The 25,588-nt window shown below is 45.1% G+C and carries 27 protein-coding genes and 1 pseudogene; 13 read left to right on the plus strand and 15 right to left on the minus strand.

The window, feature by feature from the left end; genetic code table 11:
- Positions 1-274: 274 nt before the first annotated feature.
- The 5 genes from QUA04_RS21510 to QUA04_RS21530 form a co-directional block, all read right to left on the minus strand.
- A complete protein-coding gene (locus tag QUA04_RS21510; RefSeq protein ID WP_333260439.1) occupies positions 275-2,917 on the minus strand; it encodes a polynucleotide kinase-phosphatase in 2,643 nt (880 codons plus the stop codon).
- 214 nt (positions 2,918-3,131) lie between these two features.
- Positions 3,132-3,455: a type II toxin-antitoxin system PemK/MazF family toxin gene (locus QUA04_RS21515; protein ID WP_333218184.1), complete on the minus strand. Its 324-nt coding sequence runs from the start codon at positions 3,453-3,455 to the stop codon at positions 3,132-3,134.
- Positions 3,449-3,787 (minus strand): AbrB/MazE/SpoVT family DNA-binding domain-containing protein, encoded by a 339-nt coding sequence (locus QUA04_RS21520; RefSeq protein WP_333260443.1) that lies wholly within the window; start codon positions 3,785-3,787, stop codon positions 3,449-3,451. Before QUA04_RS21520 ends, QUA04_RS21515 begins: the two co-directional genes overlap by 7 nt.
- A 66-nt stretch (positions 3,788-3,853) precedes the next feature.
- On the minus strand, positions 3,854-5,248 hold the full coding sequence (locus QUA04_RS21525) for a 3' terminal RNA ribose 2'-O-methyltransferase Hen1 (protein ID WP_333260445.1): 1,395 nt from the start codon (positions 5,246-5,248) through the stop codon (positions 3,854-3,856).
- Between the two features lie 148 nt (positions 5,249-5,396).
- Positions 5,397-6,869 (minus strand): GTP-binding protein, encoded by a 1,473-nt coding sequence (locus QUA04_RS21530; protein ID WP_333260449.1) that lies wholly within the window; start codon positions 6,867-6,869, stop codon positions 5,397-5,399.
- Positions 6,870-7,048: 179 nt separating this feature from the next.
- Between QUA04_RS21530 and QUA04_RS21535 the strand changes: the two genes are divergently transcribed.
- Positions 7,049-7,879, plus strand: a complete 831-nt coding sequence (locus QUA04_RS21535) for a type II CAAX endopeptidase family protein (protein ID WP_333260451.1) — start codon at positions 7,049-7,051, stop codon at positions 7,877-7,879.
- 118 nt (positions 7,880-7,997) lie between these two features.
- Here the strand turns inward: QUA04_RS21535 and QUA04_RS21540 are convergent, their stop codons facing one another.
- The 3 genes from QUA04_RS21540 to QUA04_RS21550 form a co-directional block, all read right to left on the minus strand.
- A complete protein-coding gene (locus QUA04_RS21540; protein WP_190659296.1) occupies positions 7,998-8,375 on the minus strand; it encodes a HEPN domain-containing protein in 378 nt (125 codons plus the stop codon).
- Positions 8,365-8,829 carry a hypothetical protein gene (locus QUA04_RS21545; protein WP_333260454.1) on the minus strand — a complete coding sequence of 155 codons (465 nt, stop codon included), beginning with the start codon at positions 8,827-8,829 and terminating at the stop codon, positions 8,365-8,367. The genes QUA04_RS21540 and QUA04_RS21545 overlap by 11 nt, the downstream gene beginning before the upstream one ends.
- Before the next feature lie 420 nt (positions 8,830-9,249).
- Positions 9,250-11,022 (minus strand): bifunctional serine/threonine-protein kinase/formylglycine-generating enzyme family protein, encoded by a 1,773-nt coding sequence (locus QUA04_RS21550; RefSeq protein ID WP_333260457.1) that lies wholly within the window; start codon positions 11,020-11,022, stop codon positions 9,250-9,252.
- A gap of 56 nt (positions 11,023-11,078) precedes the next feature.
- Here QUA04_RS21550 and QUA04_RS21555 point away from each other — a divergent pair, with 56 nt between their 5' ends.
- Entirely contained in the window at positions 11,079-11,444 is a 366-nt protein-coding gene (locus tag QUA04_RS21555; RefSeq protein WP_333260459.1) for an S-layer protein, read from the plus strand.
- Positions 11,445-11,451: 7 nt separating this feature from the next.
- A complete protein-coding gene (locus tag QUA04_RS21560; protein ID WP_333260462.1) occupies positions 11,452-11,673 on the plus strand; it encodes a hypothetical protein in 222 nt (73 codons plus the stop codon).
- Positions 11,674-11,685: 12 nt separating this feature from the next.
- Here the strand turns inward: QUA04_RS21560 and QUA04_RS21565 are convergent, their stop codons facing one another.
- From QUA04_RS21565 to psbH, 6 genes are all read right to left on the minus strand, one after another.
- Positions 11,686-12,015 (minus strand): helix-turn-helix transcriptional regulator, encoded by a 330-nt coding sequence (locus tag QUA04_RS21565; RefSeq protein ID WP_333260465.1) that lies wholly within the window; start codon positions 12,013-12,015, stop codon positions 11,686-11,688.
- A gap of 115 nt (positions 12,016-12,130) precedes the next feature.
- Positions 12,131-12,499: a type II toxin-antitoxin system RelE/ParE family toxin gene (locus QUA04_RS21570; protein WP_333260469.1), complete on the minus strand. Its 369-nt coding sequence runs from the start codon at positions 12,497-12,499 to the stop codon at positions 12,131-12,133.
- A gap of 129 nt (positions 12,500-12,628) precedes the next feature.
- Positions 12,629-12,895 carry a DUF3146 family protein gene (locus tag QUA04_RS21575; RefSeq protein WP_006633689.1) on the minus strand — a complete coding sequence of 89 codons (267 nt, stop codon included), beginning with the start codon at positions 12,893-12,895 and terminating at the stop codon, positions 12,629-12,631.
- On the minus strand, positions 12,892-13,554 hold the full coding sequence (gene pth / locus QUA04_RS21580) for an aminoacyl-tRNA hydrolase (protein WP_333260472.1): 663 nt from the start codon (positions 13,552-13,554) through the stop codon (positions 12,892-12,894). The genes QUA04_RS21575 and pth overlap by 4 nt, the downstream gene beginning before the upstream one ends.
- Positions 13,555-13,815 (minus strand): TatA/E family twin arginine-targeting protein translocase, encoded by a 261-nt coding sequence (locus tag QUA04_RS21585; RefSeq protein WP_006633691.1) that lies wholly within the window; start codon positions 13,813-13,815, stop codon positions 13,555-13,557. It abuts the gene before it with no gap.
- A 151-nt stretch (positions 13,816-13,966) separates the two neighbouring features.
- Positions 13,967-14,170: a photosystem II reaction center phosphoprotein PsbH gene (gene psbH / locus QUA04_RS21590; protein ID WP_015176007.1), complete on the minus strand. Its 204-nt coding sequence runs from the start codon at positions 14,168-14,170 to the stop codon at positions 13,967-13,969.
- A 212-nt stretch (positions 14,171-14,382) separates the two neighbouring features.
- Here psbH and psbN point away from each other — a divergent pair, with 212 nt between their 5' ends.
- The 7 genes from psbN (at position 14,383) to QUA04_RS21625 (ending at position 21,256) form a co-directional block, all read left to right on the plus strand.
- Positions 14,383-14,514, plus strand: coding sequence for a photosystem II reaction center protein PsbN (gene psbN / locus QUA04_RS21595; RefSeq protein ID WP_190742515.1), 132 nt, complete (start codon positions 14,383-14,385; stop codon positions 14,512-14,514).
- Positions 14,515-14,758: 244 nt separating this feature from the next.
- Positions 14,759-15,859 carry a chorismate synthase gene (gene aroC / locus QUA04_RS21600; RefSeq protein WP_190659307.1) on the plus strand — a complete coding sequence of 367 codons (1,101 nt, stop codon included), beginning with the start codon at positions 14,759-14,761 and terminating at the stop codon, positions 15,857-15,859.
- Position 15,860: 1 nt separating this feature from the next.
- On the plus strand, positions 15,861-16,772 hold the full coding sequence (locus QUA04_RS21605) for an MBL fold metallo-hydrolase (protein ID WP_333260477.1): 912 nt from the start codon (positions 15,861-15,863) through the stop codon (positions 16,770-16,772).
- Positions 16,773-17,405: 633 nt separating this feature from the next.
- Positions 17,406-18,329 carry a hypothetical protein gene (locus QUA04_RS21610; RefSeq protein WP_333156311.1) on the plus strand — a complete coding sequence of 308 codons (924 nt, stop codon included), beginning with the start codon at positions 17,406-17,408 and terminating at the stop codon, positions 18,327-18,329.
- An 867-nt stretch (positions 18,330-19,196) separates the two neighbouring features.
- Positions 19,197-19,796, plus strand: coding sequence for a class II aldolase/adducin family protein (locus QUA04_RS21615; protein ID WP_333260479.1), 600 nt, complete (start codon positions 19,197-19,199; stop codon positions 19,794-19,796).
- Positions 19,797-20,058: 262 nt separating this feature from the next.
- Positions 20,059-20,613 carry an Npun_F5560 family protein gene (locus QUA04_RS21620; protein WP_333260482.1) on the plus strand — a complete coding sequence of 185 codons (555 nt, stop codon included), beginning with the start codon at positions 20,059-20,061 and terminating at the stop codon, positions 20,611-20,613.
- On the plus strand, positions 20,606-21,256 hold the full coding sequence (locus QUA04_RS21625; RefSeq protein ID WP_333260484.1) for a hypothetical protein: 651 nt from the start codon (positions 20,606-20,608) through the stop codon (positions 21,254-21,256). The genes QUA04_RS21620 and QUA04_RS21625 overlap by 8 nt, the downstream gene beginning before the upstream one ends.
- A 44-nt stretch (positions 21,257-21,300) precedes the next feature.
- Here the strand turns inward: QUA04_RS21625 and QUA04_RS21630 are convergent, their stop codons facing one another.
- Positions 21,301-21,645 (minus strand): STAS domain-containing protein, encoded by a 345-nt coding sequence (locus QUA04_RS21630; protein WP_333260487.1) that lies wholly within the window; start codon positions 21,643-21,645, stop codon positions 21,301-21,303.
- A gap of 348 nt (positions 21,646-21,993) precedes the next feature.
- On the opposite strand from QUA04_RS21630, the gene QUA04_RS21635 reads away from it, so the two are divergent.
- From QUA04_RS21635 to tnpC, 3 genes and pseudogenes are all read left to right on the plus strand, one after another.
- Positions 21,994-22,617 (plus strand): DedA family protein, encoded by a 624-nt coding sequence (locus QUA04_RS21635; protein WP_333260490.1) that lies wholly within the window; start codon positions 21,994-21,996, stop codon positions 22,615-22,617.
- Between the two features lie 1,160 nt (positions 22,618-23,777).
- Positions 23,778-23,972 (plus strand): annotated as a pseudogene (locus QUA04_RS21640) (transposase family protein); the annotation flags it as partial.
- A gap of 76 nt (positions 23,973-24,048) precedes the next feature.
- Positions 24,049-25,503, plus strand: coding sequence for an IS66 family transposase (tnpC, locus tag QUA04_RS21645; protein WP_333260496.1), 1,455 nt, complete (start codon positions 24,049-24,051; stop codon positions 25,501-25,503).
- Positions 25,504-25,588 lie beyond the last annotated feature (85 nt).

Consider the following 25,588-nt stretch of genomic DNA (forward strand, 5'->3'; position numbering starts at 1 on the left):
CTACTGAGTATGCTTTCATTGGTATATTATTTTTAGTCGATTCTATTGTACCTCATAACATCCGGAAGTGCTGTATTTGCCGCAATCTCCCAACCTGTGCCAATTATATAACTTCTGAGTTAGTAAGATACAGTAATAATTGGTAATTGGTAATTGGTTATTATCCTAATAATTTGTTAAATTGTCTTCAGACAAATTTAGCTTTGAGGCAGGGGTTTAAACCCCTGCCAGATTACTGTCAAGTCGAGATTTTCGGCTGCTTTCTACCTTCCGATTACAGCCTCGGATCGACAGGTTCGCTCTCCATCGCTAAAACTCCGAAAACGCACTCGTGAACTTGTCTCAATGGAGCACCCGCAACAAATCTCTCCAATGCTTCTACACCCAGAGCAAACTCTCGCAACGCCAAAGAACGCTTGCCGGAAAGTCCGCGCGATCGCAATTTCTCTAAATGTTCCGGCAAAGAATATTCCAGACCATAAATAATCCGCAAATACTCTTTACCGCGACATTTTACCGCAGGCTGTACGAGTCCTTTGCTATTTTTCACAATAAAATCCATTGGTTTAACAACCATTCCTTCACCTCCCGCCGCCGTCATTTTTTCCCACCATTGAATCCCTCCGGCTCTGCTGTCAAAATCGGCAATTTCAACTATTTTGTATTCAGTAGCTAACAGAAATTCAGGGTCAGCTTTACAAATTTGTGAAATTTGTTCCATGTGCCAACAGTGATTTTTGTCAGTGTGAACTGTTCCCTCGGTTGCCAAGATGTGGAAAGGCGCTAATTTGAGGTCCAAGAGCGATTTCACTGGCCAGCAGTAGCGCTGATAGGCACGAACATAACGATCGGCTAGTTCGGCTCGCTCTTGATAGCTAGTCAGCAAAGAATTAATTTCAACTCCCCGCTGGCTTGCCTGTTCTAAGTTCTTAATCGCCTCCGCAAACCCGTGACGAGATGCTGTTCCCACGGCGGCGTATTGCTCTTTCAATAAACCTTGAGCTTTGGCTGACCAAGGCATTAATTCGCAGTCCAAACACACCCAATCGGTTTGAAAATTATCCCAAAAATTGCTCGCCGTGAGAGCGACATTTACCCGCGCTAAAAATTCTCTTTCTAAGGTAGAATTATCGAAAAAATGCCGTCCCGTGCGGGTGTAGCAAATGCCGATACTCTCGCTGAGAATGCCAAAGCGGCGTAAAGCTGCCGATGCGTCGCGGCACACGATCGCAACTGCACGGGAACCCATGTGCTTTTCTTCGCACACAACTGTCGATATGCCCTGCTGTTGGTAGTAGCTAAATGCTTCGGCTGGATGTTCTAAAAGTCCAGGTTCTTTGGAGGTAGCAGCGGGAGACATTGTGGGCGGTAAATAAATCAGCCATTTGGGATTGGCGGCAAACCGACTCATTACTTCTAGGGCTGCGATCGCATTTTCTTCTTTAATCGTAATGTTACTTTGCAGGCGAGTTGAAATAATGCGTTTTCCGAGTACGTCGCTAATGTCCAGTACGTCATCAAACTGCTGTTGTGCGGTGATATTCACTGCCGCCAAACCGCTATCGATCGCGGGTGAATTAATGTCTGTATTGTTAAGTGGAGTAGGGCTATATTGAAAGAGGATCGGTTTGGCAGGTTCGCAGTAAATTCTAGCAGCAGGAATGCTGACAAATTCTCTTTCGGGATACCGCAAAGCTGTTAGTTTGCCCCCGAAAACGCAGCCGGTGTCAATATCAACAGTATTGTTCAACCATTCTGTTTCTGGAACGGGGGTGTGTCCGTAAACAACCGCTGCCTGACCTCGATATTCGGCGGCCCAATTGTAGCGGACGGGCAAGCCGAATTCATCGATTTCGCCAGTTGTTTCTCCGTACAAGGCGAAATCTCGAATGCGGCGCGATGCGCGTCCCTGAAATTCAGCTTTCATCCCGGCGTGGGCGACGACTAATTTTCCGCCATCGAGGACGTAATGCCCAATCAAACTATCTAAAAATTGGCTAATTTCTCGTACTGCTGATTCGCGCAATTCATCGGGTAAAGCGGCAATTTCTGCTAAGGTTTGTTCGAGTCCGTGGTTGATTTTGACATTTTTGCCGTTGAGTTTTCGCAGCAATTTAATGTCGTGATTTCCAGGCACGCACAAAGCTGTTTCTGCGAATACCATGTTTCGCACGAGTTTGAGGGTGTCGAGAATGCGCGGGCCCCGATCGACCAAATCGCCCAAAAACACGGCTTTACGCCCTTCTGGGTGCGCGTAGGTGGGAAAATTCCCCAAATCGGATTCGCTGGATTTTTCGATAATTTGATAGCCCAACTGTTGCAGCAATTGTTCCAATTCGTCGCAGCATCCGTGAACGTCGCCGATGATGTCAAAAGGGCCGCAGTCGTGTTTGCGATTGTTCCACAAAGGTTGTCTCTCGATTTCCACCCCGTCGATTTCCTCTGGGGAACGGAGGACGTAAACGTACCGAAATCCTTCCCTATCTAGAGATTTGAGCGATCGCTTTAAATTCTGAATGTGGCGGCGAATTACATGATTTCCGAAATTGCGGTTTGCACGTTGTTGATTGCGATCGGCACACAATTTTTCTGGTAAATCTAGCACAATAGCAACCAAAAAGCAATGGTATTTTCGGGCTAATTCCAACAAAGGTTTGCGGCTTTCCGGCTGAACGTTGGTGGCATCAATCACAGTTAGCTTACCTGCAGCCAGACGTTTAGCAGCGATTAAATGCAATACTTCAAAAGCATCAGCGGTGGCCGCTTGATTGTTTTCGTCGTCGGAAACCAGACCGCGGCAGTAATCCGATGAAATGATTTCTGTAGGTAGGAAATGCTGCCGCGCAAAGGTGGATTTGCCGGAACCGGATGCACCGATGAGAACGACTAAAGATAGTTCTGGAAGCGTAATTTTCATTGTTTAATAACATAGATTTTTTACTCGTTTACTCGTTACTCGTTCCCAGGATATTCCTGGTAACGCAGATCCAGAGGCTCTGCCTCGAATTCTCATCGAACCTCGCGAGGCAGAGCCTCTGGACATCGGTTCCCAGGAATATCCTGGGAACCAGTTATGCACCGATGAGAACGACTAGGGATAGTTCTGGAAGCGTAATTTTGATTTAATATTCTTATTCAGCAAACATCTCTACCAAACTATCTAAAACTGCTTTTTGTTCGTCAGCGCTGATTTGACCGAGATATTTAACTAATCGATTTTTGTCAACAGTCCGAATTTGATCGAGGACGATTTGCCCATCTTTGCCTTGAAAATGACAATCTATACGGCTGGGATATGGTCGCCCCTTCGTTGTCATTGGAGCAATGATGACAGTGGCAATGCGCTTGTTCATCTCATCTGGTGAAATCACCAAACAAGGTCTAGGTTTCTGAATTTCACTGCCAACAGTGGGATCAAGGTTAACTCGAAAAACATCAAAACGTTTGACTACCATTGCCACTCAAGCTCCTCCCACTCCGTAGTGGTGACATCATCAAGAAGGACATCATCATGTTGCTCTGCCATTTTTGCGAACGCTTCCTCCCAGCCGGCACGCGGTTTTGGGGCTGCACCAATGACGATCCAACCGGCAGGCGGTTTTTGGGCTGAACCAATGACGTACCAATCGGCACCCGGTTTTTGGGCTGCACGAATGACGATCCGATCGCCGTGAACTTCGATTTCTACTGCTTCGCTAATACCAATTTGCTCTAACAAAGATTTGGGAATGTGAATGCCCTGAGAATTGTCAATTTCAACGATCTGGGTTTGAATAGATTTACTCATAGCTGAAGCCTGCATTTTTCCAAGTTTAACTATATTGTAAGCACAAACAGACTGTCGGGATTATTTTCAAGCGGCGAATATTGCCATTTGCGTAGGCGAACCTACTTCTAAATCTTCAGTTCCCACACAACGAAACTCAACCCCACAGCCAAACCGTTCGGCAACCCCATTCGCCCAAGTTTGAAATTCGGCCCTTGTCCACTCAAAGCGGTGATCTCGGTGGCGAAATTTGCCCGCAGGCAAGTTTTCAAACCGAACATTATATTCAATATTTGGAGTTGTGACGATCGCACTTTTGGGTCGGATAAATTCAAACAAAACCCGCTCAAAAGCAGCTAACCGTTCTAAATCCAGATGTTCAATCACTTCAATTACCGCCGCCGCATCAAAACCAGTCAAGCGGCTGTCCCGATAAATCAGCGAACTTTGAATTAGTTGAATCCGAGATTGCTGTGCGGGAGACAATCGATCTATCTGCAAACGTTCCCTGGCAATGGACAATGCACGAAAGGACACATCGACGCCTGTAATTTGTTCGATCGAGCTTTCTTTCAAAAGCAATTTCAGCAGTTTTCCCTCACCGCAGCCCAAATCTACCACTCGCTTAGCACCACTTTGCTTTAAAACCTCCGTCACAGCTTCCAAACGCTCTTGATTCAAGCTAATTCGCTGTTCTAAAACTTCCTCTTCTTGCTGATGAGAAACTTCGAGTTCCTCAGGGTCTATATTATCTTCTTCTGCTAACTGTGCCACAGCAATTCGCGTCAGACGGCGCTGGCGTTTCAGATAGCGGTTGGCAATTTGTTCGCGGGCGGGATGCGCGTTCAACCAACCTTCGCCGTGATGCAATAACTTCTCGATTTCATCATCGCCCACCCAATAATGTTTGTCGTCATCCAACACGGGAATTAGCACGTAAAGATGGCTTAACAAATCCGCCAAACGAACTGTATTTTGCAGTTCCACAGAAAAGTAAGGACTCGCGCCCCACTCGGGAAATTGCTCGTCAAGAATCAGGGGTTTTGCTGCGACTTGATAGCCAAGCGGCTCAAACATTTGCCGCAGGAACTTCTCGCCACCGCGACAGGGCAAAACCGCTAGATTAACTGTCAAAGGAATAGCTGTTTCTGCGAGTTCTGGGCGGTCTTTGCAGCGACCGGATAGAGCTGTACTAAAGACTTTGGCGAGGGCGACAGACAGAAACGAAGAGGCAACGTAGGGGCGATCGTTCACGTATTGTTCGAGAGGGCGATCGCCCGATTTCGACTTGCCCCGCACCAAACCAACCGGATCGACATCTAACAGTAAAGCCGCCGTACACCTTTCTGCATTTGCCTCTGGATAAAACACGCTGGCTTGCCCGAAAGTCATCGGAAAGCATTGATAGCGATCGGGATGTTTGTGCAGCAAATAACCCAAATCTGTAGCAGGGACGCGGGTTGTAGAGATAGTTAATAACATAATATTAGGAATTGGGCATCGGGCATCGGGCATCGGGCATCGGTAGTTCCTCACAAATAATAAATAACAAATAACTACTCACGGTCGATAATTAATCCGTGTATCCGTGTCAAAATCCGTCTCGTGCCTTCTTTTTTTTTGCTGCTTCTCACTGAAATTTCTGTTTTTCCACACTTCCCAAATCCAACTTAGCCCGCAACTCCTCCTTAATCCGATTTAAAATAGAATCCTCATCCAAAGAAGACAAAATCTTGCTCACCACAGCCTTTGGTCCATCATCTCCCCAAGAAGCACCATTAGCCAAATAAGCCTTAGTAACTTGACCGATACCGTAGGAAGAAACGCCCGCGATCGCAGCTTGCGTTACCGCCACAGACAAATAAGGCCCTAAAGCCAAACCCCCCGTCGCCGGCGTCGCCAAACCCAACAATCCTTTCAAAGAACTCAAACCAAAATTAGCCAACAATTCCCCCGCAGTAATTCCCCCCATACTAATCGCAATCTTTTGCAGCAATTCCACCGCGCCCGCTTCCGTCATCGCAATGCCGTAAACTTTAGATAAAGTTAAGATCATCACCACATCAATTACCGCACCGCTAAGAATATCAACTACAGTAATTGGATTAAGTGCGATCGCCACAGCTTTAGTCATTACCGCATTCCAGATAATTCGATTAGCCGCGTTATCTCGAATCTCCATTTTTCGCTGCACCAACTGCTCGTTAATATCCCCCGCACAGAGCATCGTATTCAGCGCGACCAAAGATTTGCCTTCTCGGTCTAAAATCTCCAAAATCTTTAATTTTAAATCTTGCACTTGTGGCAAACTGCGAGTCATTTGCACGCCCATACTTCCGTCGGGACGGCGCACCGCCCTCGCCGTCAAAGGCGAAGCCGCCGCCATCACAATTTCATCGGGAGACAACAATTCTCTCACGCGATCGTCTCGAATTTTATGATAAATTGCCAGCCTGTCTGCATCAGGATACTGGTCAATTTTATTAAACACTAATAACATCGGTTTTCCGGCTTCCCGCAACTGCGAAAGTGCTGCGTATTCCACCTTTGTAATGTCGCCAGCAACTACAAACAAAATCAAATCTGCTTGTTTAGCAACGCGGCGGGCTAAAAGTTCGCGAGTTTCGCCGTCAACTTCATCTATTCCTGGAGTGTCGATTAATTCTACTTGCGACAAACGGTAAATAACTGGCGAAAGTCGTAGCGTAGCGGGGCGTAAGCCATCGGGCAAATTCTCATCAATTCCCTCTCCGACATCCCACTGGCCGATAGTCGTGGTGCGAGTCACCCCGTGAGTCGGGCCAGTTTCAAACACATTTTGACCTAGCAGCGCGTTCAAAACCGAAGATTTTCCCCTTCCCACCATCCCAAACACAGCTATTTGCACGCAAGCGCGCTCTAGCTTGTCGAGCATTTTCTCCAACCCGCCAATTTCCGGTTCTAGTCCAGTTCGCTCTTGAACTGTCAAGTCGAGATTTTCTACTATATCTCGCAGAGCATCTTTAGCGTGGCGCAGGTTGAGTTCTGCCTGAATGTCTGCGAAGCTTAAAATTGTGTCATCTAATTCGCGATCGACATTTGAAAAATCGGAGGCTTCAGTCATTGTTACCTGAGGTTATAGCTTTGCTTTACTTAAAGTTTCAACCCATACCATGCCATTCTAGCTTTTTCCGTCTGCTTTGTACATTAGGAGTACGGCAATGGTGCGTTTAGAATCTGGGTAGGGACACAGCATTGCTGTCTCCCTACATATCTCATGTAAAACCTGTTTAATTTACAACAATGATTAACCGCCTCCAAATAATAGCCAGTTATCCATTTCCTTTACGTGTAATAATTTTCCTATTAATCTTGCTAGCAATTTGGCTGCCGCTAGCAGCACCAATTTATCTCTTAGTTAAAGATAGTAACCTAGCAACTATTCTGACAATGGGATTGTTGTTTACTGAGTTTCTGTTCCTAGTGCCGCGCTGGGGGAAACAGGTTTACGGACAAACCCAATTACTCAAAAGTTACGGTTTAATCAATACGCGAAAAAACGGTTTTGAGCTTTTAATCGGATTGGCGAGCGGGCTTTTGCTCACTTTCAGCTTATTTGCGGTGCAAGGGCTGTTCGGCTTAGTCGCGTGGCAAAATTCTGATAATTTGCCGAGAATCATCGCAGAAGGGCTGTTAAGCGCCCTTGGAGTCGGTTTTGCGGAGGAGTTGGTATTCCGTGGTTGGTTGCTGGACGAGTTGCAGCGGGATTACAATTATAGAATATCTCTGTGGGTGAATAGCCTGGTGTTTGCCCTATCTCATTTTATCAAACCTGTGGCGGCTATGCTGGGGAGTTGGCCGCAGTTTCCGGGGTTGTTGCTGCTGGGTTTGATTCTGGTTTGGGGAAAAAGATCGCGCCAAAATCGCCTCGGTTTGTCGATCGGGCTTCATGCAGGTTTAGTCTGGGGATATTACATAATTAACATCGGGCAGTTAGTGCGATATTCGGCATCTGTTCCCCAGTGGGTGACAGGAGTTAACGGCAATCCGCTAGCTGGGGCGATCGGGCTGTTGTTTTTGAGTGTCTTGGCTGTGGGAATGCGAAAAATGTCTGAACATTCCAAAGGTTTGTAATATATCCATCAGGTGCGTCGCTATGAGATTGTTGGTATTTAGTTAGGAATTTATCGCAGGCGACACACCCTACAACTAATGCTGTTTTAGCAAAGGCATTATCAGATTAAATTGATATTTAGAGATTATTTAGGTTATAAATTATTTCTTGAGAACGCTTGATCGCAATAGTAGCAATCGCAGATAATAAGGGAAAATTATCGTCATAGTCTGCTTGATTTCGATATCGGCGCAGCACTGCTAAATTATCGGCGATTAATTGATATCTTGAGTCAGGATTAATATCAAATTCTTGCCAAACATAGCGGTGAATATCGCTAGTTTTTGGCAGGGAATGACCTTGTTTATCTCGCAAATAGTTCCGCGCTAAGATAAAAGCAGCATAATAGGAACGACTGATAGCATCCCTCAATCGCGCCTCCTGTTCAGCAGGAATAGTTGCTTGACCAGCAAGTTCTTTTGCTAAATTTAGGTATTGCGACCAATCAAAACTCATCAGTATATTCCAAAATCGTATAAAAATGCTCCCGAATTTCATGGGATAATCCCCTAGACCAATTTTTACGCAATTCATCTTCTCTATCCATTGCTTCATCGGGATCGAGGTCTGTCAAGATGATTGAGAGAACCAGATGAACATAGTTAGGAATTTCGGTGTCATTGATGACTTGAAGTAATAGTTTTTGTTCGGGAAAATAATTGCTAATCTGGACGGGTGCTTCTAGCAAAACGGGAAGTAAAAACGGATATTTGTTAATAAAGTCAATGACTTCTGTTTTGTCTCGGAAAATGTATGATTTTTCTAGGGTTTCGATGTCTGATTTGGAAATGAGGAAAGGCGCGACTCTTGGTGCTGATATCTTGTCTAAAATTAAGGATGCTATGGCATTTTGTTCGGCTTCGGGTAGTTGAGAGATGGTGGCAAAAGTTTCTTCTAATAGGTTATTCATTTTGTAAATCTCCTATGCGACTATTCGTGAGAAAAATCAATATTTCTAATTATAATCTGTTGTGCCGTGAATCTGACAAAAAAAATTAGTTTACTACGCTGGAACCCATCCTAAATCAGCACCAACTCCTCCGTAAATAAACCAGACTATTTCAGCAGACTTGTCTATACAGAAAGCATTGACACAATGACAGTGATTTTCCCAAACAGAACTTACGCACAGGTGGCCAGAAACCGGGTTTTTTGAGGATATCCTTCGCTGTACTCCACAGATTAAGTAAAAAACCCGGTTTCTTTGTCGGGAGTGCATCCACGAGTGCAAAAAAAAATCGAGTCACCAGAGGCGACCAAAAAAGTGAAAAAGACAAAAGAGTAAAGGGCAAAAGGGCAAAATAGCAAAGAAGAGTCCTCGCGGGGAAAACTAGGACGAGGAAGAAACCGACGCAACCGCAACGCGAAAACCCCCGCGCCACCACCTGCTGTCCGCCGAGTTGAAGTAACGAAGGGCACAACGGCAATAGACCGCATGGTTGTCCCAGGAACCACCACGCAGCACCAGGTAATTACTATCTCCACCACTTTCCCAGGCACTTCCATCAGTCGGCGCACCGTTATAATTATCGTGGTAAATATCTTGACACCATTCCCAGACATTCCCGTGCATATCATAAAGTCCAAAGCTATTGGGTGGAAAACTACCCACAACAGTTGTTTTTTCACGATAGATTCCCTTCGGTGCAGAACCGTAGGAAGAATTCCCGTCATAATTAACTAAATCCGGGGTAACTGTGTCCCCAAAATGAAATGGAGTAGTTGTCCCAGCCCGACAAGCATATTCCCACTCCGCCTCACTAGGAAGGCGATAGGTTCTACCCGTCTTCTGAGATAATCTGGCACAAAATTCAACAGCATCATTCCAAGAAACCTTTTCTACAGGCAGGTTTTTACCCTTGAAGCGAGAAGGGTCAGGATTAAGGTCATACTGAATTTTGGGCAGATTAGCTACTGCTGCCCACTGTGCTTGAGTAATCGGGTATTTCCCCATCAGAAACGGTTTGATTGTCACCTGATGTTGAGGTCTTTCATAGTCATCGCTTTCTGCTTCACTTGCAGGTGCACCCATTTTGAAGTTGCCTTTGGGGATAGAAACCATTTCTAAAGTAACGCCATTGGCGATAGTTTCTGTAAAAACCTGTGCTTGACTTTGGCTGCGCTTGATGATTTGCCCCTTTGAATTCACTGTCACCGTTTCAAATTGAACTGTTTTTAGGGAATTTGACAATACTTTTACAGGTTGAGGCGATTTGTTCCCCAAACTTTGATACACCGTTGGTGTCGGTGGCGGTGGTGGCGGTGGTGGTGGCGGGGAAGGCCGCGACAAAGATAAAATTGCTTGTAATGCTTCCCCTGCATTTTGATAGCGCTGACTGAAATGGTCGCGCACCATTTTATCTAAAATATTCCCTAAGTTATTGCTAAGTTGCGCCCGATTTCGCCAAATAACTTCTCCTGTCTGCGGATCTTCTGGTAAGGTATCAGGAGGTTGACCAGTCAATGCTTGAATCCCAATCATCCCCACTGCATAAATATCGCTACACAGTTTAGGTTTGCCGTTCGCTTGTTCGCTGGGCATATAACCCGAAGTACCAATGCCAACGGTGAAGCTAGTTTGTCCTTGAGCATTAACAACCATCGTGCCAATTTCTTTGACCGCCCCGAAATCAATCAAGATAATTTTACCATCATCGCGGCGCATTAAATTAGCAGGTTTCAAGTCGCGATGAATCACATTTTGCTGATGAACAATGGCTAAAACTTCTAAGATATCGTGCAATAATTTAATAGTATGGGATTCGCTTGATTTTTTACCGAGAATCAGTTCTTTGGTAAGGTCATGTCCTTCGATAAAATCTTGCACCAAATAAAATTCGCCATTTTCCTCAAAGTGGGCGGAAAGGCTGGGGATTTGGTCGTGTAGCTTACCCAATTTATGCAGCGTTTCGGCTTCTTTGTCGAATAAGCCTTTGGCAATTAGTAAATGGTCGGGATTGGGATCTTTTGGTTTAAGATGTTTGACAACGCACTGCGGATGTCCGGGTAAGTCTAAATCTTTTGCAAGGTAGGTGTGGCCAAAACCGCCTTTCCCCAAGAATTTGATAATTTGATAACGATGGCGGAGGGTACGACCCAGCATAGTTTTCAGGGAATGCAGTGGAAGTTAGGATATATTGTCGCACAAGAAGAAATTAGATGCTTAAACTCAGAATCGTTTCCACAATTATACTGCTAGTTAGTGCCTGTTGTTCATCTCCCGCACAGGCGCAAAATCCTGCACAAATAAAGCAAAATAACTCTTTAGTTCAAGTGCAGCCAGCGCGAGAACAAATTCTCAATGCTTGCGTGCAGAATCAGGCTGAAACCCTGCCAAATCCTTTTAGCGATGTACCTTCCAATCACTGGGCTTACAAAGCTGTTTTGACAATGTATTATTGCGGGGCTTACCGAGAAGCGACGCCACCTGCTTTAATTAAAGAATTACTGGAATCGGGAGATACTACTAGAGAAAGTTTGCATTCCCCATTACCTTTTCCCAATTTCCCATTACCAAGACTTTAAAACTCAGATGCAGGCAACGCCAGAACAAATTCTCCCTGCTTGCGTGCAGAATCAGGTTGAAACCCTGCCCACTCCTTTTACCGATGTACCTTCTTATCACTGGGCTTACAAAGCTGTTTTGACAATGTATTATTGCGGGGCTTACCGAGAAGCGACGCCACCTGATTTGCTCACAAACCGCCGATTTATCAAAGTGAATGCAAAGAAGGTGAATCATACAAAAAAGTGACTATTCAGATACTCAGATGCTAACAACACTAATTCTTGCGACCGCGGGCGATTCGAGCTTTTGCTTCACCACAATTTGCACATCGCACCCTAACGCATTTAAAAATCGAAACAACCTTTCTGTGGAAAAACCTGTCAGCTTTCCTCTCATCAACGCTGACACCTTTGGCTGGTCAATTCCTAATACTTCTGCTGCTTGAAGTTGATTCAGTTTCCTTTGACGAACGATTTCAGTTATCTGGCGTACCAATTCAGCCTTCATCAGCATTTCATCAGAATTAGGCATACCCAAATCAGCAAATATATTGCCACTACTAACTTGAATATCCATCTCCTTACTCATGATTTTCCCCTTTTTTAGCAGGTCTTAGTTATTCCTGAAAAAGTAGTGATAAGAAGCCGTCTATTTCCAGTTTCTTTAGAAATATAAGCACATCTTATCACTACTAATTCCATTCTTACTTACTCTTGAACTCTTCGTAATGTTCTTGAGCTCGTTTTAGCCTTTCTTCGATTAACTTAATATCTTGTTGCGGTGTAGCAATTCCTTTTTTAGACTTTTTCTGGAAAGCGTGCAAAACATACACTGTATCTGCAAACTTTACCGTGTAAACTGCTCGATAGGTATCCCCATCATAGTCATCGGTAATTTCTAAAACTTTTGCACCTCCAAACCCTTTGAGAGGTTTAGCAGATTGGTGTTTTCCTCCTGTTTGTGCTAGATACAGAGCATAGCCCATGATGTCATGTACATCTTCAGGAAATTGTTTAAGATCGTTCAGAGAACTTCCGATCCATACAATCGCTTTGACAAATATTTGTGTCATTTTTACAGTATTTTCTCAATAGTTTTTTGATCATGAACGACTTCCTGTTGTTTGTTGTTTGTGCTTACAATTCTATTATGCCAGATTTAGCATAAAATGTCAAGAGTTATTCCCAAATAAATATGAATATTAAAACTGAGCCCGAACCGTAAACGAATAATCCCCACCAGGTTCTAATTGATAATCCCATTTTTCCAGGAAACGGTGCAGCGGTTCCTGAATCAATGCCCTACCCTGAGAAGGCTCAAGTATCAGTGTTTTTTCTGACGTAAAACGCCACTGAAACTGCCACTCAAAATTGCCGGCAGTCACTTCACCCTCAATCGTGCCTTTTTGCCAAGATTGGCCAGTAACCCGGACATATGCAGTTGTTTCAGGCAAACGTCTCGAACTCACCTTTTTGTTTCCGCGTTTGTTTCTGCAATTGTGCGACTATTGTAAAGGCTCATGGCTTTTTCTACTCCTTGGTGCAGACTCAGTTCCACAGCTTCTACAACCAGTTTAAGCACTTTCTCTACTAACTGACTTTCCTCTGAGGAAAATTTTCCTAAAACGAAGGAAATCGTATCTTTCTCATTTTTAGCAGCATCGTTTTGAGGTTTGCCGATGCCAATCCGCAAGCGGGGAAATTTGTCTGTACCCAAATGAGAAATTGTCGATTTCATGCCGTTGTGTCCGCCGGCCGAACCGGCAAGCCGCATTCTCAATTTCCCGATCGGCAAATCCATATCGTCGTATACTATTAATACCGACTCCGCAGGTATTTTGTACCAATCCGTCGCCGCCCGAATCGCTTGACCCGACAGATTCATGTAAGTAAGCGGTTTCAGCAAGCGGATTTTCTGTCCCTGCGGCCGGTTTCCCTCGCCAAATATGCCTTGAAATTTGCGATTTTCCGACAGGGAAATCTGCCAAGATTTAGCCAAGGCATCGACAGCATTAAAGCCTATGTTGTGTCGGGTGCGATCGTATTTAGGTTCGGGATTTCCCAACCCAACTATTAGCTGGGGAATTACTAACTCCGCTGGTGTTTCCGACTTCTGAGTGTTGTTCATTTAACTATCTGTGCTATCTTCCTTGGGAGTAGCCGCCGTGAGTTTTTCTGTTTCCGGTTTGCTGCTAGTTGCTACTGCTTCTTCTAACTGCTTGGCTTCCCGCGTGAACTCCGACTCAAAATCCCGCGAAGCATCTTGAAAGCCCCGAATTGCCTTCCCCATACTCCGACCGATTTCAGGTAATTTTTTCGGACCAAATACCAATAGGGCGATCGTAAAAATAACGGCCATTTCGGGCAAACCAATGCCAAAAATATTCATGTTTTTTCTCCAGCAATTTGTTTAGTTACTTCTTGTTTATTTATGGCAAAAGTAATCGAAAAGGGTAAGGAAAAACGGGAAAACTTAGCTTTTACCCTTTCTCCTAAACCCTAAGCTTTTACTTTTAGCCTTACTGTTTTGTGATCAATTTTTAGCGGCCTAGGCTCGACCAATCCATATCCACACTCTCCAGAATCAGAGAAGAGTTGTAGATTTGCAAAATAATCAACAAGAACACGAAAAACAGTCCAATGAAAACGCTCATCAACAGCGTGGTTCCCCAGCCGGGGGCTACCTTGCCGTATTCCGAGTTAAGGGGTTTGAGTATATCTCCTAACCAAGTCCGTTGTGCCATAAGTCACCTGCAATGAATCTCTACAGAAAAGTTTGACATATTTCTACCGCTAATTGCGATCGCAATTTCTCAGAAATGCTGCAGGGGGACTCGGAAAACGGGGAGTGGGGGTTGACTGCCATACCGTACAGCGCCTAAAATCACTAGACTTTCAGACGGATTGTTATTTTTTGTAATATTATAGAGTGGAGCACTCATAATCGATCAAAAATATGGAACCCGCAGCAGTTCTCGGCATTTCTCTCGGTGTGTGTCTGGTGGCCATCACCGGTTTCTCGATCTACACGGCTTTCGGCCCTCCCGCTAAGGAATTGAGAGATCCTTTTGAAGAACACGAAGACTAAAGAAGAAGGAAGCCACAACACGGATTCGGACACGGCTACACGGATGAATTTAAGTGTGTTTCCAGATATCTCCTATTCTCGGTCTCTCCCTCTCTCCCTGGTAGATATTCTTCTAGGGGTGGGAAGGGAGTGATGCTGTGAGGCGATCGCCTGTCGCCTACTCGTCAATGGTATATTTTTCAGAAATACAGTAAATCTCTATTCCATTTAAGCTAAAAATTATCAAGTTTCAGGGCAAAGCATAATGGGCAATACCTTTGGGCATTTATTTCGGATCTCGACATTTGGGGAATCTCACGGCGGCGGTGTGGGAGTAGTAATTGACGGTTGCCCGCCCCTAGTGTCGATCGACGCATCGGAAATTCAAGCCGAACTCGATCGCCGCCGCCCTGGCCAAAGCAAAATTACCACACCTCGCAAAGAAGCAGATACCTGCGAAATTCTGTCGGGGGTGTTTGAAGGCAAAACTTTGGGAACGCCGATCGCAATTTTAGTCCGCAATCAAGACACTCGGCCCCAAGATTACGGCGAAATGGCGACAACTTACCGCCCTTCCCACGCTGACGCTACCTACGATGCCAAGTACGGAATTCGTAACTGGCAAGGCGGAGGTCGAAGTTCGGCGAGAGAGACAATTGGTAGAGTAGCAGCAGGGGCGATCGCTAAAAAAATTCTCAAACAAGCAGCAGGAGTCGAAATAGTCGGCTACGTCAAACGCATCAAAGACTTAGAATGTGTCGCCGACCCGGACACTGTTACCTTAGAGCAAGTAGAAAGCAACATCGTCCGCTGTCCAGATGCCGAATGTGCCGAAAGAATGATTGAACTGATCGAAAAAGTTCGCGACAGTGGAGATTCGATCGGCGGTGTAGTCGAATGCGTCGCCCGCAATGTACCCAAAGGGCTGGGAATGCCCGTATTCGACAAACTCGAAGCCGACTTGGCCAAAGCCATCATGTCTTTGCCCGCCAGCAAAGGCTTTGAAATTGGTTCCGGGTTTGCCGGGACTCTGCTCAAGGGCAGCGAACATAATGATGAATACTATACTGATGATAAGGGTGTAATTCGTACAGTGACGAATCGCTCTGGCGGAATTCAGGGTGGGATTGCTAACGGCGAAAATATCATTTTGCGGGCGGCATTCAAGCCGACTGCGACCATTCGCCAGCAGCAGCGCACCGTTACCCGAGAAGGCGAAGAAACGCTGCTGGCTGCCAAGGGACGGCACGACCCTTGCGTTTTGCCAAGAGCTGTGCCAATGGTGGAAGCGATGGTAGCTTTAGTGTTGTGCGACCATCTGCTGCGCCATCACGGACAATGTGGAACCTTAAAGCCTGAATTTTAAAATGGAAATCAGCTTGTCCTCTGTAGCGGCAACTCCCGTTGATTGCCCTCAACCCTCCGAATCAATAAAAGGTATAGATGATTTTGTAGTACAGTTCTGGGGCGTGCGGGGCAGTGTTCCGACACCCGGACAGGAAACTGTTCGCTACGGCGGCAATACTTCTTGTTTGGAAATGCGAGTCGCTGGCAAACGCTTGATTTTTGACGGCGGAACAGGCTTGCGGATGCTGGGAGACCAGTTGCTGCAAGAAATGCCCGTACAAGCTTATATGTTTTTTACTCACTATCACTGGGATCACATTCAAGGTTTCCCGCTGTTCGCCCCAGCTTTCATCCGCGGCAATAGCTTTGATATTTACGGGGCGACTCCGCCGGATGGAGATTGCATGAAAAGGCACTTCGTAGAACGGGTGCTCCACTCGAATTCGCCGGTGCCACTGATGGGTTTGCAGGCAGATTTGAATTTCTACGAACTCAATCACAACCAGACGATGATGCTGGACGATATTGAGATTAGGACTGGTTCTTTGAATCACCCGAATACTGCTATGGGATATCGGGTGACTTGGCAGGGACGATCTGTTGTTTATTGTTCGGATACTGAACATTTTCCCGATCGGCTAGATGAGAATGTCTACAATTTAGCCCTCGACGCTGATGTGCTGATTTACGACGCGATGTACACAGACGAGGAATATCACAACCCCAAGTCTCCGAAGGTGGGTTGGGGACACTCGACTTGGCAGGAAGCGGTGAGAATGGCTAAGGAGGCGCGGGTGAAACGAGTGGTGATTTTTCACCATGATCCGGCTCACACTGACGATTTTCTCGATCGCATCGCCGAAGATGTGCAAATCGCTTTCCCGAAGGCTGTCATGGCCCGCGAAGGTCTGATTTTGCCGATCGGCTTCTGAACATTTGTTTCTGAGGCTCGATCGAACCATCAACCGATCGAACCATAATTGTTATGTGAATATGTGGATCTGGTCTTGCGCCCAGATCCACAATTTTTTTTAATATGCAGCAAACTCTTAACTGCATGGTATAATTCTTGCTTGTTAAGTTTTTAGGCAAAGTATTTAAGGTTTTTTTTATTCTTCAACCGCGTCCGCAAGACGCCAAGACGTAAGATAATTGGAGGATTGCCAAGGGTGAAAAGGAGACTGTTTTGAATGTCAACAAACACGGGGAGGCGAGGATCTCGCACGCCTGAGTGCTAGTCTGAGGCCAGTAGACTTCCAGAAGCCTTGTTACAGATTAATTATTAAGGACAAAAACTGAAGTTATAGCTCGGATCAAATAAAAGCGCGATCGGTTTTTTCGGAGCATGAATATTGACAACTCTCAAAAGCTAATAGCTTTTAGGTACAAACTGAGAAAATTTTCAGCAGTCAATTTGACTAACCAGAAAGAAACGATCGCTCTTGCGTTTGGCAGTAGCTGCGGCAAGCGAATGTTATGACTTGACTATCAAAATGGGAAATTTACGTTTTAGATCTTCAGCACATCAATACAGATGGATTGCCTTAGGCAGTTTTGCTGTAATTATGGGTATTTCAGGCGCCCTGGCCTACCGCCTCGCCCCGCCCCCCGGATTCATGGCTCAAGGCACTCTCACTTCTAATAATCCGCCAGTCAAATTTTCGACCACAGGCACGACAATTCTCAAGCAGGGAGAGCAACTCACCCCGGAGGTTCTCCTAGCAGATAATGTGGTCAAAGCAGTGGCAGATGCAGTTAAGCTGTCGCCCCAGCAAGTTCGACAAAATGCTAGTGTCAAAATTTCTAAGCCGGAACAACCCCTAGAAATTGTTGTTGGGTATCGCTCGCTCGATCAGGAGCAAGCAATCCAAACGGCGGATATGTTGATGAAGGGCATGGTGGAAAAAAGCCGCCTGATTAACAGATATCGGTGGCAATCAGTCAATCAGTCGCTCAACCAACGCTTGGCACAAGTCACTCAAGACCTGAAACAAGCTCAGCAAAAACTCGACCAATACGAAAGAGAACGCGCTCGGCTGTTGCAGCAAATGAAGCTTCAGCAAGACTTTTACAACAAAACTCAGCTTGCAATGGCGGATACGCAAGCTTCGGAAAAAGAAATGGTCAGCAGTTTGGCCGCCGCTACAGTGCCGCAAATTGTGGCGACGCCCACGAGCGATCCGACAGTGCCTCTGATTTTGGGAATTGGTTTGCTGTTGGCGATTTTAGTCAGCCGGGGTTTGATTCCTTCGGTGGCAGATTGGAGGTACAAAGCAGCTTTTCAGCGAGAAGAGAGCGAAAGGCTCCAAAGTGCTTTGTACCGACTGATCAAAGAAGGCCGCGGCGAAATAACTCTGGTGCGGTTTGCGATGGAAACGCGGCTGTCGCCGGATGTCGCTCAGCGTTTTTTGAACCAACAAGCTGAAGTTTTTAATGCCAATTGCGAAATTAAAGACGACGGCAGCATCTTGTATCACTTCCACATTTAAAGGGCTGTGAGCGATCGCGCTTCACAGAAAAATTTAGCCGATCGGGCCATCACTGCTCGATCGGCTTGTTTTTTTCTTAATAGGACTTATATCAGGTTCGGTCGATCGACTATCCCCCTCTAGGTAGGCGCGGTTTGACGGGATCTATAACTTATACTACTACTACAGATTTTGGTAAACCCGCCGATGCGAACTGGCATTGCGATGATTTTACCCGACATGATATTACCCTCAACCCGGTTTCTTAGCTTGTAGGATGCCCCGGAGCTAAAAATTACTCGATCGACAGAGGTGTGGACTAACGTAGAGCACCCGAAGATTGTGCCAATTCCTCCCAGACAGGCTAAAAAATATTTTTTTTGTTCCGCTTGCTTTTTGCTTAAATATATGTATAATTATTAAAAATCAGTAAATGTACGGTTGCTTTTTACCGGACTTACCGGATTAAGAGGTACTTTATCCTTAAATCTTTCTTAAGGTCTAACTCAAGTCAGTAAAAATGCGGTAGTGTAGAGCAATAACCGATTCAGGGACGTTATGTAGTTTCACATCAGAAACTAGATCGGGCAAAATCCTAGAATAAAACTCCCAGACTGAAAGCGTACATTTTCATATTGAACTTTTGTAATCACCTAGAGGCTAAACCATGATTTTTGGAATAATTGGTTCAACTTTCCTAGCTTACTTTTTGCTAATGTCGGTCGCTAATTACGGCGACACTGGAATGTAGATTAGTTAAGGCACTTATGCACCGAGACATAAGGCAGCAGGCAAAAAAAGCTGTTTGACAACTTCTTGACAACTTCGATTAAGTCTCAGCTTGGGCCATGTCTGTCCTGTCAGAGTCGTGTCTGATTATACAAAAAAATGGATGAAGGAGTCGTTAAATACCGCTGTGACTGGGAAGAAGCAGACCCTGTAGCTGCCCGGAACATAGCAGATTTGATGGACTGGCGCGATCGGCTCCACGCTTGGGGATTAATTGGCGTCTACGAAAATGGCATAGGGTTTGGCAACGTCAGTGTCCGACTAGGAAATTCTTGCCAATTCGTGATTTCGGGAACCCAGACTGCACACTTGAAGACTCTAGGACCAGAATTCTACTGTACTGTTACCGAATTTAACTTAGAACAAAATTTCCTCGGCTGCCGGGGCCCCGTACAAGCTTCGTCGGAGTCCCTCACTCACGGGGCCCTGTACCTTCAGAGAGAGGATGTGGGCGGGATAATTCATGTCCACAATCCTAAACTATGGCAGCAACTGCTGTTTAAGATTCCTACTACTAGAAAAGAAATACCTTACGGCACTCCTCAGATGGCCTTAGAAATGTTTAGACTTTTTGAGGAGGAGAATTTAGCAGAGCGCAAAATTCTGGCGATGGCTGGTCACGAGGATGGCATTATCTGTTTTGGCAGCACCGTGGACGAAGCTGGCCAAGTGCTTGCGGCTGTGATTGGTTACACCTGAGTTCTTGCACTATTCTCAGAAAAAGCTAAGAAACCTGGTTGATTGACAAAAAACCTAGGATTTTACCTGTCTCTATAGCAAGAAACTAAAGTGATGACGTGGATGCCTGATTTGAGTTAGACTGAGCTTTACCCTTGAGATTGGGCCGCTGGCTCGATTTAGCCTAATGGGTTCAAAACTTTTGAAGTGCCTCTTGCCTCTGCGGTAAGGGAAAGATATTTTTAAAGAGAAACACATTATATAACAAAACCTGAGAGTCATCGTGAATCAAACTAAACTTGTAAGCTCAAAAGAATTGCAATCAGAGGTATCTCGTCTTACCGAAGAGCTGCAAATGCGCGACCAATTGGTGCAGCAGTTGTCTCAAGAACTTTTCAGGCTGGTGAAGGGCAATTCTAGTTTTGTGCCGGCGCCGGAAGTTTCCGATCGCCACCAAGCTCAAATGCAGGCAATGCGGGAACAACTCCAAGCTGTTGAAGAACAGGTGAGTTTTTATCAGGAACAAATCGCAGAGCGGGATGCTGAGGTTTACCAACTGCGGCAGTCGGTGCAAGAATTGACGGATCGCTCTCGGATGCTGGAACAGGTGGTTCAGGAATTGCCGGGGGTTTACCGCCAGAAATTTGCCGAGCGCATCGAGCCGATTAAGGAAAAGTTGGAGCAACTGCAAAAGGAAAACCGCCAGTTGCACACTGAGTTGCAAAGCGTAACTTACCGTCTCGCTGTGCGGAGTCGCAAGGCTAAGGGCTTGGATCTGCCGAGCGTCGATGCTGAGGACGATCGGGGAATTCAAATGCCGAGCTTTGGCAATGTCTAAGGTTTTGATTGTCGCGGGTGGTGAGAATGATCCGGCCGCAAGTCTCAAGGCGGCGATCGCTCAATCTCATCCTTTAAGTGAAGTCAATATCTGTGAGGTTTCGGAACTCAATTCGGGCGCGATCGCTCCGGGTGAGGCGATCTTTTGTCCTTTGACGCTGGATGTGCCAGAAAATCTGGTTTTTCCGGCTCAAGATGTGTTTCGATTTTGTGGCAATGTTTCGGCGGCGCGCGATCGAGTGTCCCAGGAGTTGCTTTTTCCCGTCGGTGGTGGCAATTTTTGGCTGCCTGTGGTGTTGACGGCAAAGGGGCCACTGTATGCTGAGGTGATCGGTGGGGAACCTGACAAGCAGTCTGGCGAGTTTAGTTACTCTCAACCGGTGCATTTGTCGGATGTTTGGCGACAGCAGTTGTATGAGTTGGCTTACCGTTTGCTGAATCTATTAAATGCGCCCCCGGCGACTTATTTGATGCAGTTCGGGTTTGTAGGGGAAAGGATTTGTTTTGATCGACTTTGGCCTTTTCCGGCTGCACCTGCGATCGCTTCTGTCGGCGTTCAAGTGCCGGATTTATTTGTTTGTCATTGGTATTGCTTGACAAATAAACCTATTTATGATATGCAAATTAGCTCTGCGGTTGCTTGAAGTCTCTTGCAAACTTGAGATTTAAACTCGGGATCTCATTTTAATCAAGCAACTAAAGCCGGAGTTTCAGTGGAGATAACTTGCTCGAAACTGTCGAAGATTTCAAAGAGTTGGTCGAGTTGAGTAATTTCAAAAATTAGCTTGACTGTGGCTGAGAGGTTGCAGATGACGAGGCGGCATCCCCGGTGGCGGGCGGCGTTGAGTCCCCCGACTAAGGCGCAGATCCCGGAACTGTCGATGAAATCTACGGCGGCCATGTCTATTACCCAGAGTTTGTGGCGATCGGGCACAATCTCGGCTAGCTGTTGCTGGAGGAGGCTGCCGGCTTGGGAGTCGAGGCAGTTGTGAGGTTGAAGGACGATGGGTGGGTTGAAGTTGGGAAATTCCATAGCAGTTATCCTACGATCGTAAAGTATGAATAAGTTAGTTTAGTTGCTGACTCTCTTGAGAGACTCAGGGGATTTCAGCTAAGGTTTTAGGATGCGCGATCGACCTTGTGGGAATCGGTGGGAAGAGCCGTTGTGATAAATTTAGTAAGAAACTGGCTAGCGATCGCGCGGAAGGCAACCGCAACAATTCTCTATTCCTCTAGTATGCCTGAAAGGCTAATTTTTAGTTGGACCAGCGATCGCGACAACAGTGTGTTCTTCATCACAGCGAAAGATTGCACTATTGGCTGAATCGAGCCAATATATAAATGTATAGAGCTTTGCAAAAGTTTACGAAGGCAGTATCGAATGTCTTTTGAGTTTTTATCGTTAGAGACTATTCAGCAGTTTGCGCGTGATTACGGCTACTGGGCAGTATTTCTGGGAATTTTGCTGGAAAATCTGGGTGTTCCTCTTCCAGGCGAGACTATTACGATTGCTGGCGGGTTTTTAGCTGGCAGCGGGGAACTGAATTACTGGTTTGTACTCGGCAGTGCGATCGCTGGTGCGACTGTGGGCGGAAACCTTGGTTATGCGATCGGCAGGTACGGTGGCTGGCCACTGCTGCTGAAGCTGGGACAATTTTTCCGTTTTCGAGAAGAAAAACTGTTTGACTTAAAAGAACAGTTTAGCAAAAATGCAGCTAAGGCCGTATTTTTGGGCCGTTTTATCGCATTGCTACGAATTTTTGCTAGCCCCCTAGCGGGTATTGCAGAAATGCCTTTTTGGAAATTTTCCCTGTTCAATGTTCTGGGTGCTGCAAGCTGGGCATCTGTAATGGTAAGTTTATCCTACTTCTTGGGACAAGTTGTGTCTTTAGAGAAATTGGTAGCTTGGGCTGCTCAATTTGCGGTATTTGCTTTGCTGTTAGCAGTTGCTTGGATTGCAATTCCTATTTGGTTGGAGTCGCGGAGTTTGGACAAGACTAAGTAAGATTAGTGGTTAGACTTTTTGCAAGAGTTCGATATTTTCTGTTTTTAACCGCAGATAAACGCAAATGAACGCAGATATTATCTATTTTTGCAAAAAGTCTAATGATTGGCGATCGCCTATTAATAAGTCAGGAATTGTGTCTCTAAATCATCAAATTTGTAGCGAAAAATTGTGGCAGAAAAATTATCAAGTTGGTAGTGAGGACTTCTGTCCTGAATTGGGAAGATATTAGTCAATAAAGATTAAACTCCTTACTACCAAGCATTTTTATTGGTAATTAACATTACATTATATAAAGTGGAAGTCTTATCTCCCACAAGTGAGGCGTTTGACACAGGAGATTAATTTGCGGATTATCGATCGCTCTTAACTATACAAGAATATGTATTACTTGGTCAACAACGGATGAATCTGGATTGCTACCGTCGCGATGTGGCAGGAAGTTGGGGTTTTTCTTTCTACCGTGAGGGGGACTGTCTAGAGGTGGCTAGTATAAATTTTCAGTATCTAATCTCTGCTGAGTATGAGGATGTGCCTTGATTAAGTTAAATAGCATTTCAAAAACTCGATCGCTATAATTATAATTCACAGAATGCTGCGAACAAGGGAGGAGAAGAAGTGCGATCACAATAATTAGCGTGTTCGCTGAAAGGCGATAGCTTACTACTGGAGTTTGGACTAACCGCGCATTAAGTGCGCTTCGTCTCAAGTCCAGTATTTAACTATCCTTCATTTTAGAGGCGATTTAATAAATACTATAACTCTTCAATTAGTTTAAAAAGCCCATGAGCAATATATTCAGGACTTACGCAATCAAGGGCGTTAACTCAAGGGTTTGAGATTGCTTCACTAGACTCTCTTCGGACAGAAAATAGTAGTACGTGTCTAGATTCTCTGGATATCCCTTAATACACGAATGAAACACCTTATTTAGGGTGCAACCCAAAAAATTAGCAACTTTAACTTGATTATTTCGGTTATTTAGCAATAACAAGAACATGATTTTTCCTCTAATATTTCCTTTTTGTTCCTCTTTTAATGCTTATTGCAGTTGCTCTATTTGTTTTGCACTAAGATAGTTTTTAGCTACTGCTTTTGAAGTCATTGACGGCTCTCCTGAGTTTATGGTGTAAAATAGCTCAACCAATACAGTTAGAGTAATGAGCTTTCATTTAGACTATTTATTAGACTTGCCTGGAGTCAAGGTTGAAACTTGCACTCAAATTGAAGGACAAATTTACTTTCGATTGAGGGCTTTAGCCTCAGAAATAGTGTGTCCTCACTGTAATAATTATACAGAAGAACTGCATCAAAATCGACCTACATTAGTCAGGGATTTGTCAGTTTTCGGTCGCGAGTGTGTATTTAGAAGGTAAGGATTCAGGTGAAAAATAGTTCATTCAGAGCGGAGAAATATGGTAGTGTAGTCAGATGAGCGAAAAATCAGAGTTATTAGCACTGAAAAGGGAAATAGTTGACCAGTTGAGCCGTGAGGAACTGCTCAAAATTGTGCTGACCCAACAGAAGCTGATTGAAAAACTACAAGAAGAGGTCGAAAAGCTCAAAGAGAGACAGCCCAGCAATAGTAAAACATCATCGAAACCACCATCGAGCGATCTCATACAGAAATCAGAGACAGCCAAAGTTGATAACTCAAAAGAGTCAGAGTCCCAACCAAAGCGTAAACCAGGAGGGCAGCCTGGACATATCGGCAAAACCCGAAAAGGGTTTGGGCGAGTAGATAGATATGAAATCAGCACTCCAGAGTCTTGTGAGCATTGTGGTAGCAGAGAATTAAGTGACATTATTGGTTATAGTAAGCAGCAGGTAGCGTGCTTAGTAGATAGACCAATTGAATTAGTGGAATATCAACGAGCCAAATGTCAGTGTAATGAATGTGGAGCCATAGTGATTGGACTCGTCTCACCGGGTATAGTGCCAGGACAAGATTTGAGTATCGCTCTACAAGCATTATTGGTATGGCTAGGTAATTATGGGCACATATCCTATTCCAAGCAACAAGAATTTCTTCGAGAATTAGGTGGAATTGAAATTGGCATAGGGACATTACAAGCGACAAATGCGCGGGTAGCCGATTCTATAAAGCCCGCCGTTGAAGACTTATGGAAATGGGCACCGTTACAAGCTAATGTCCATGTGGATGAAACTCCGTGGTGTGTCAAGGGAGTCAAAGAATGGTTATGGACAGCGACAGGTAAAAATTTTTGTCTATTCCATGCGGCAGACACTCGTAGTCGAGCCGAATTAGAAACAATGCTGGGTTCGGAGTTTGCTGGAGTGTTGAGTTCTGATGATTTTAGCGTATACAACGGTGTGCTCGTTGGAGCACAGCAGAAATGTCTAGCCCATCTACGGCGACATTTTAAGAAAGTTCTTCTTCTTAGTCACGGTAACAATACTGTCGTCGCCTCTGCGTTCTTAGAATTAATTGATGAGGCATTTCGACAACATCGAAAATGGCGTGAATACCCTGAAGAACTCGATTATCATACTTGGGCGAGGGACTTTAAGACCAGGTTGGCCGAATTGTTAAATACTTGGCAAGGTCATGTTGGTCATGCTGCTGGACTGTTATTGCGCTCGTTGCGTGAGAAAGCACATCAATGGTGGTATTTTTTAGACCATCCGGACATTCCTCCTGATAATAATTTGGCAGAACGTTCTTTGCGACTAGCTGTGACTAAACGTAAGGTATCTGGCGGTTCCCGGTCAATGTCTCGGTTTGAACAAACTGCTGATTTGTTATCCGTGATTCAGACTTGTCGGTTTCAAGGTAAAAGCGCAATGACTTTTTTCCGTGAGGCTATTTCGGCCCATTCTTGTGACTTATTTATGCCTTCTCTTATTCCCCAATCAAAGACCTGAATCCTTACTTTAGAAGTGCCTCGTCGGCAGTTTTACTGCCCTAGTTGTCAACGTTACATTACAGAAAATTTAGAATTTATTGACA

The organism is Microcoleus sp. S13_C5, from assembly GCF_036700845.1.
Classification (GTDB): domain Bacteria; phylum Cyanobacteriota; class Cyanobacteriia; order Cyanobacteriales; family Microcoleaceae; genus Microcoleus.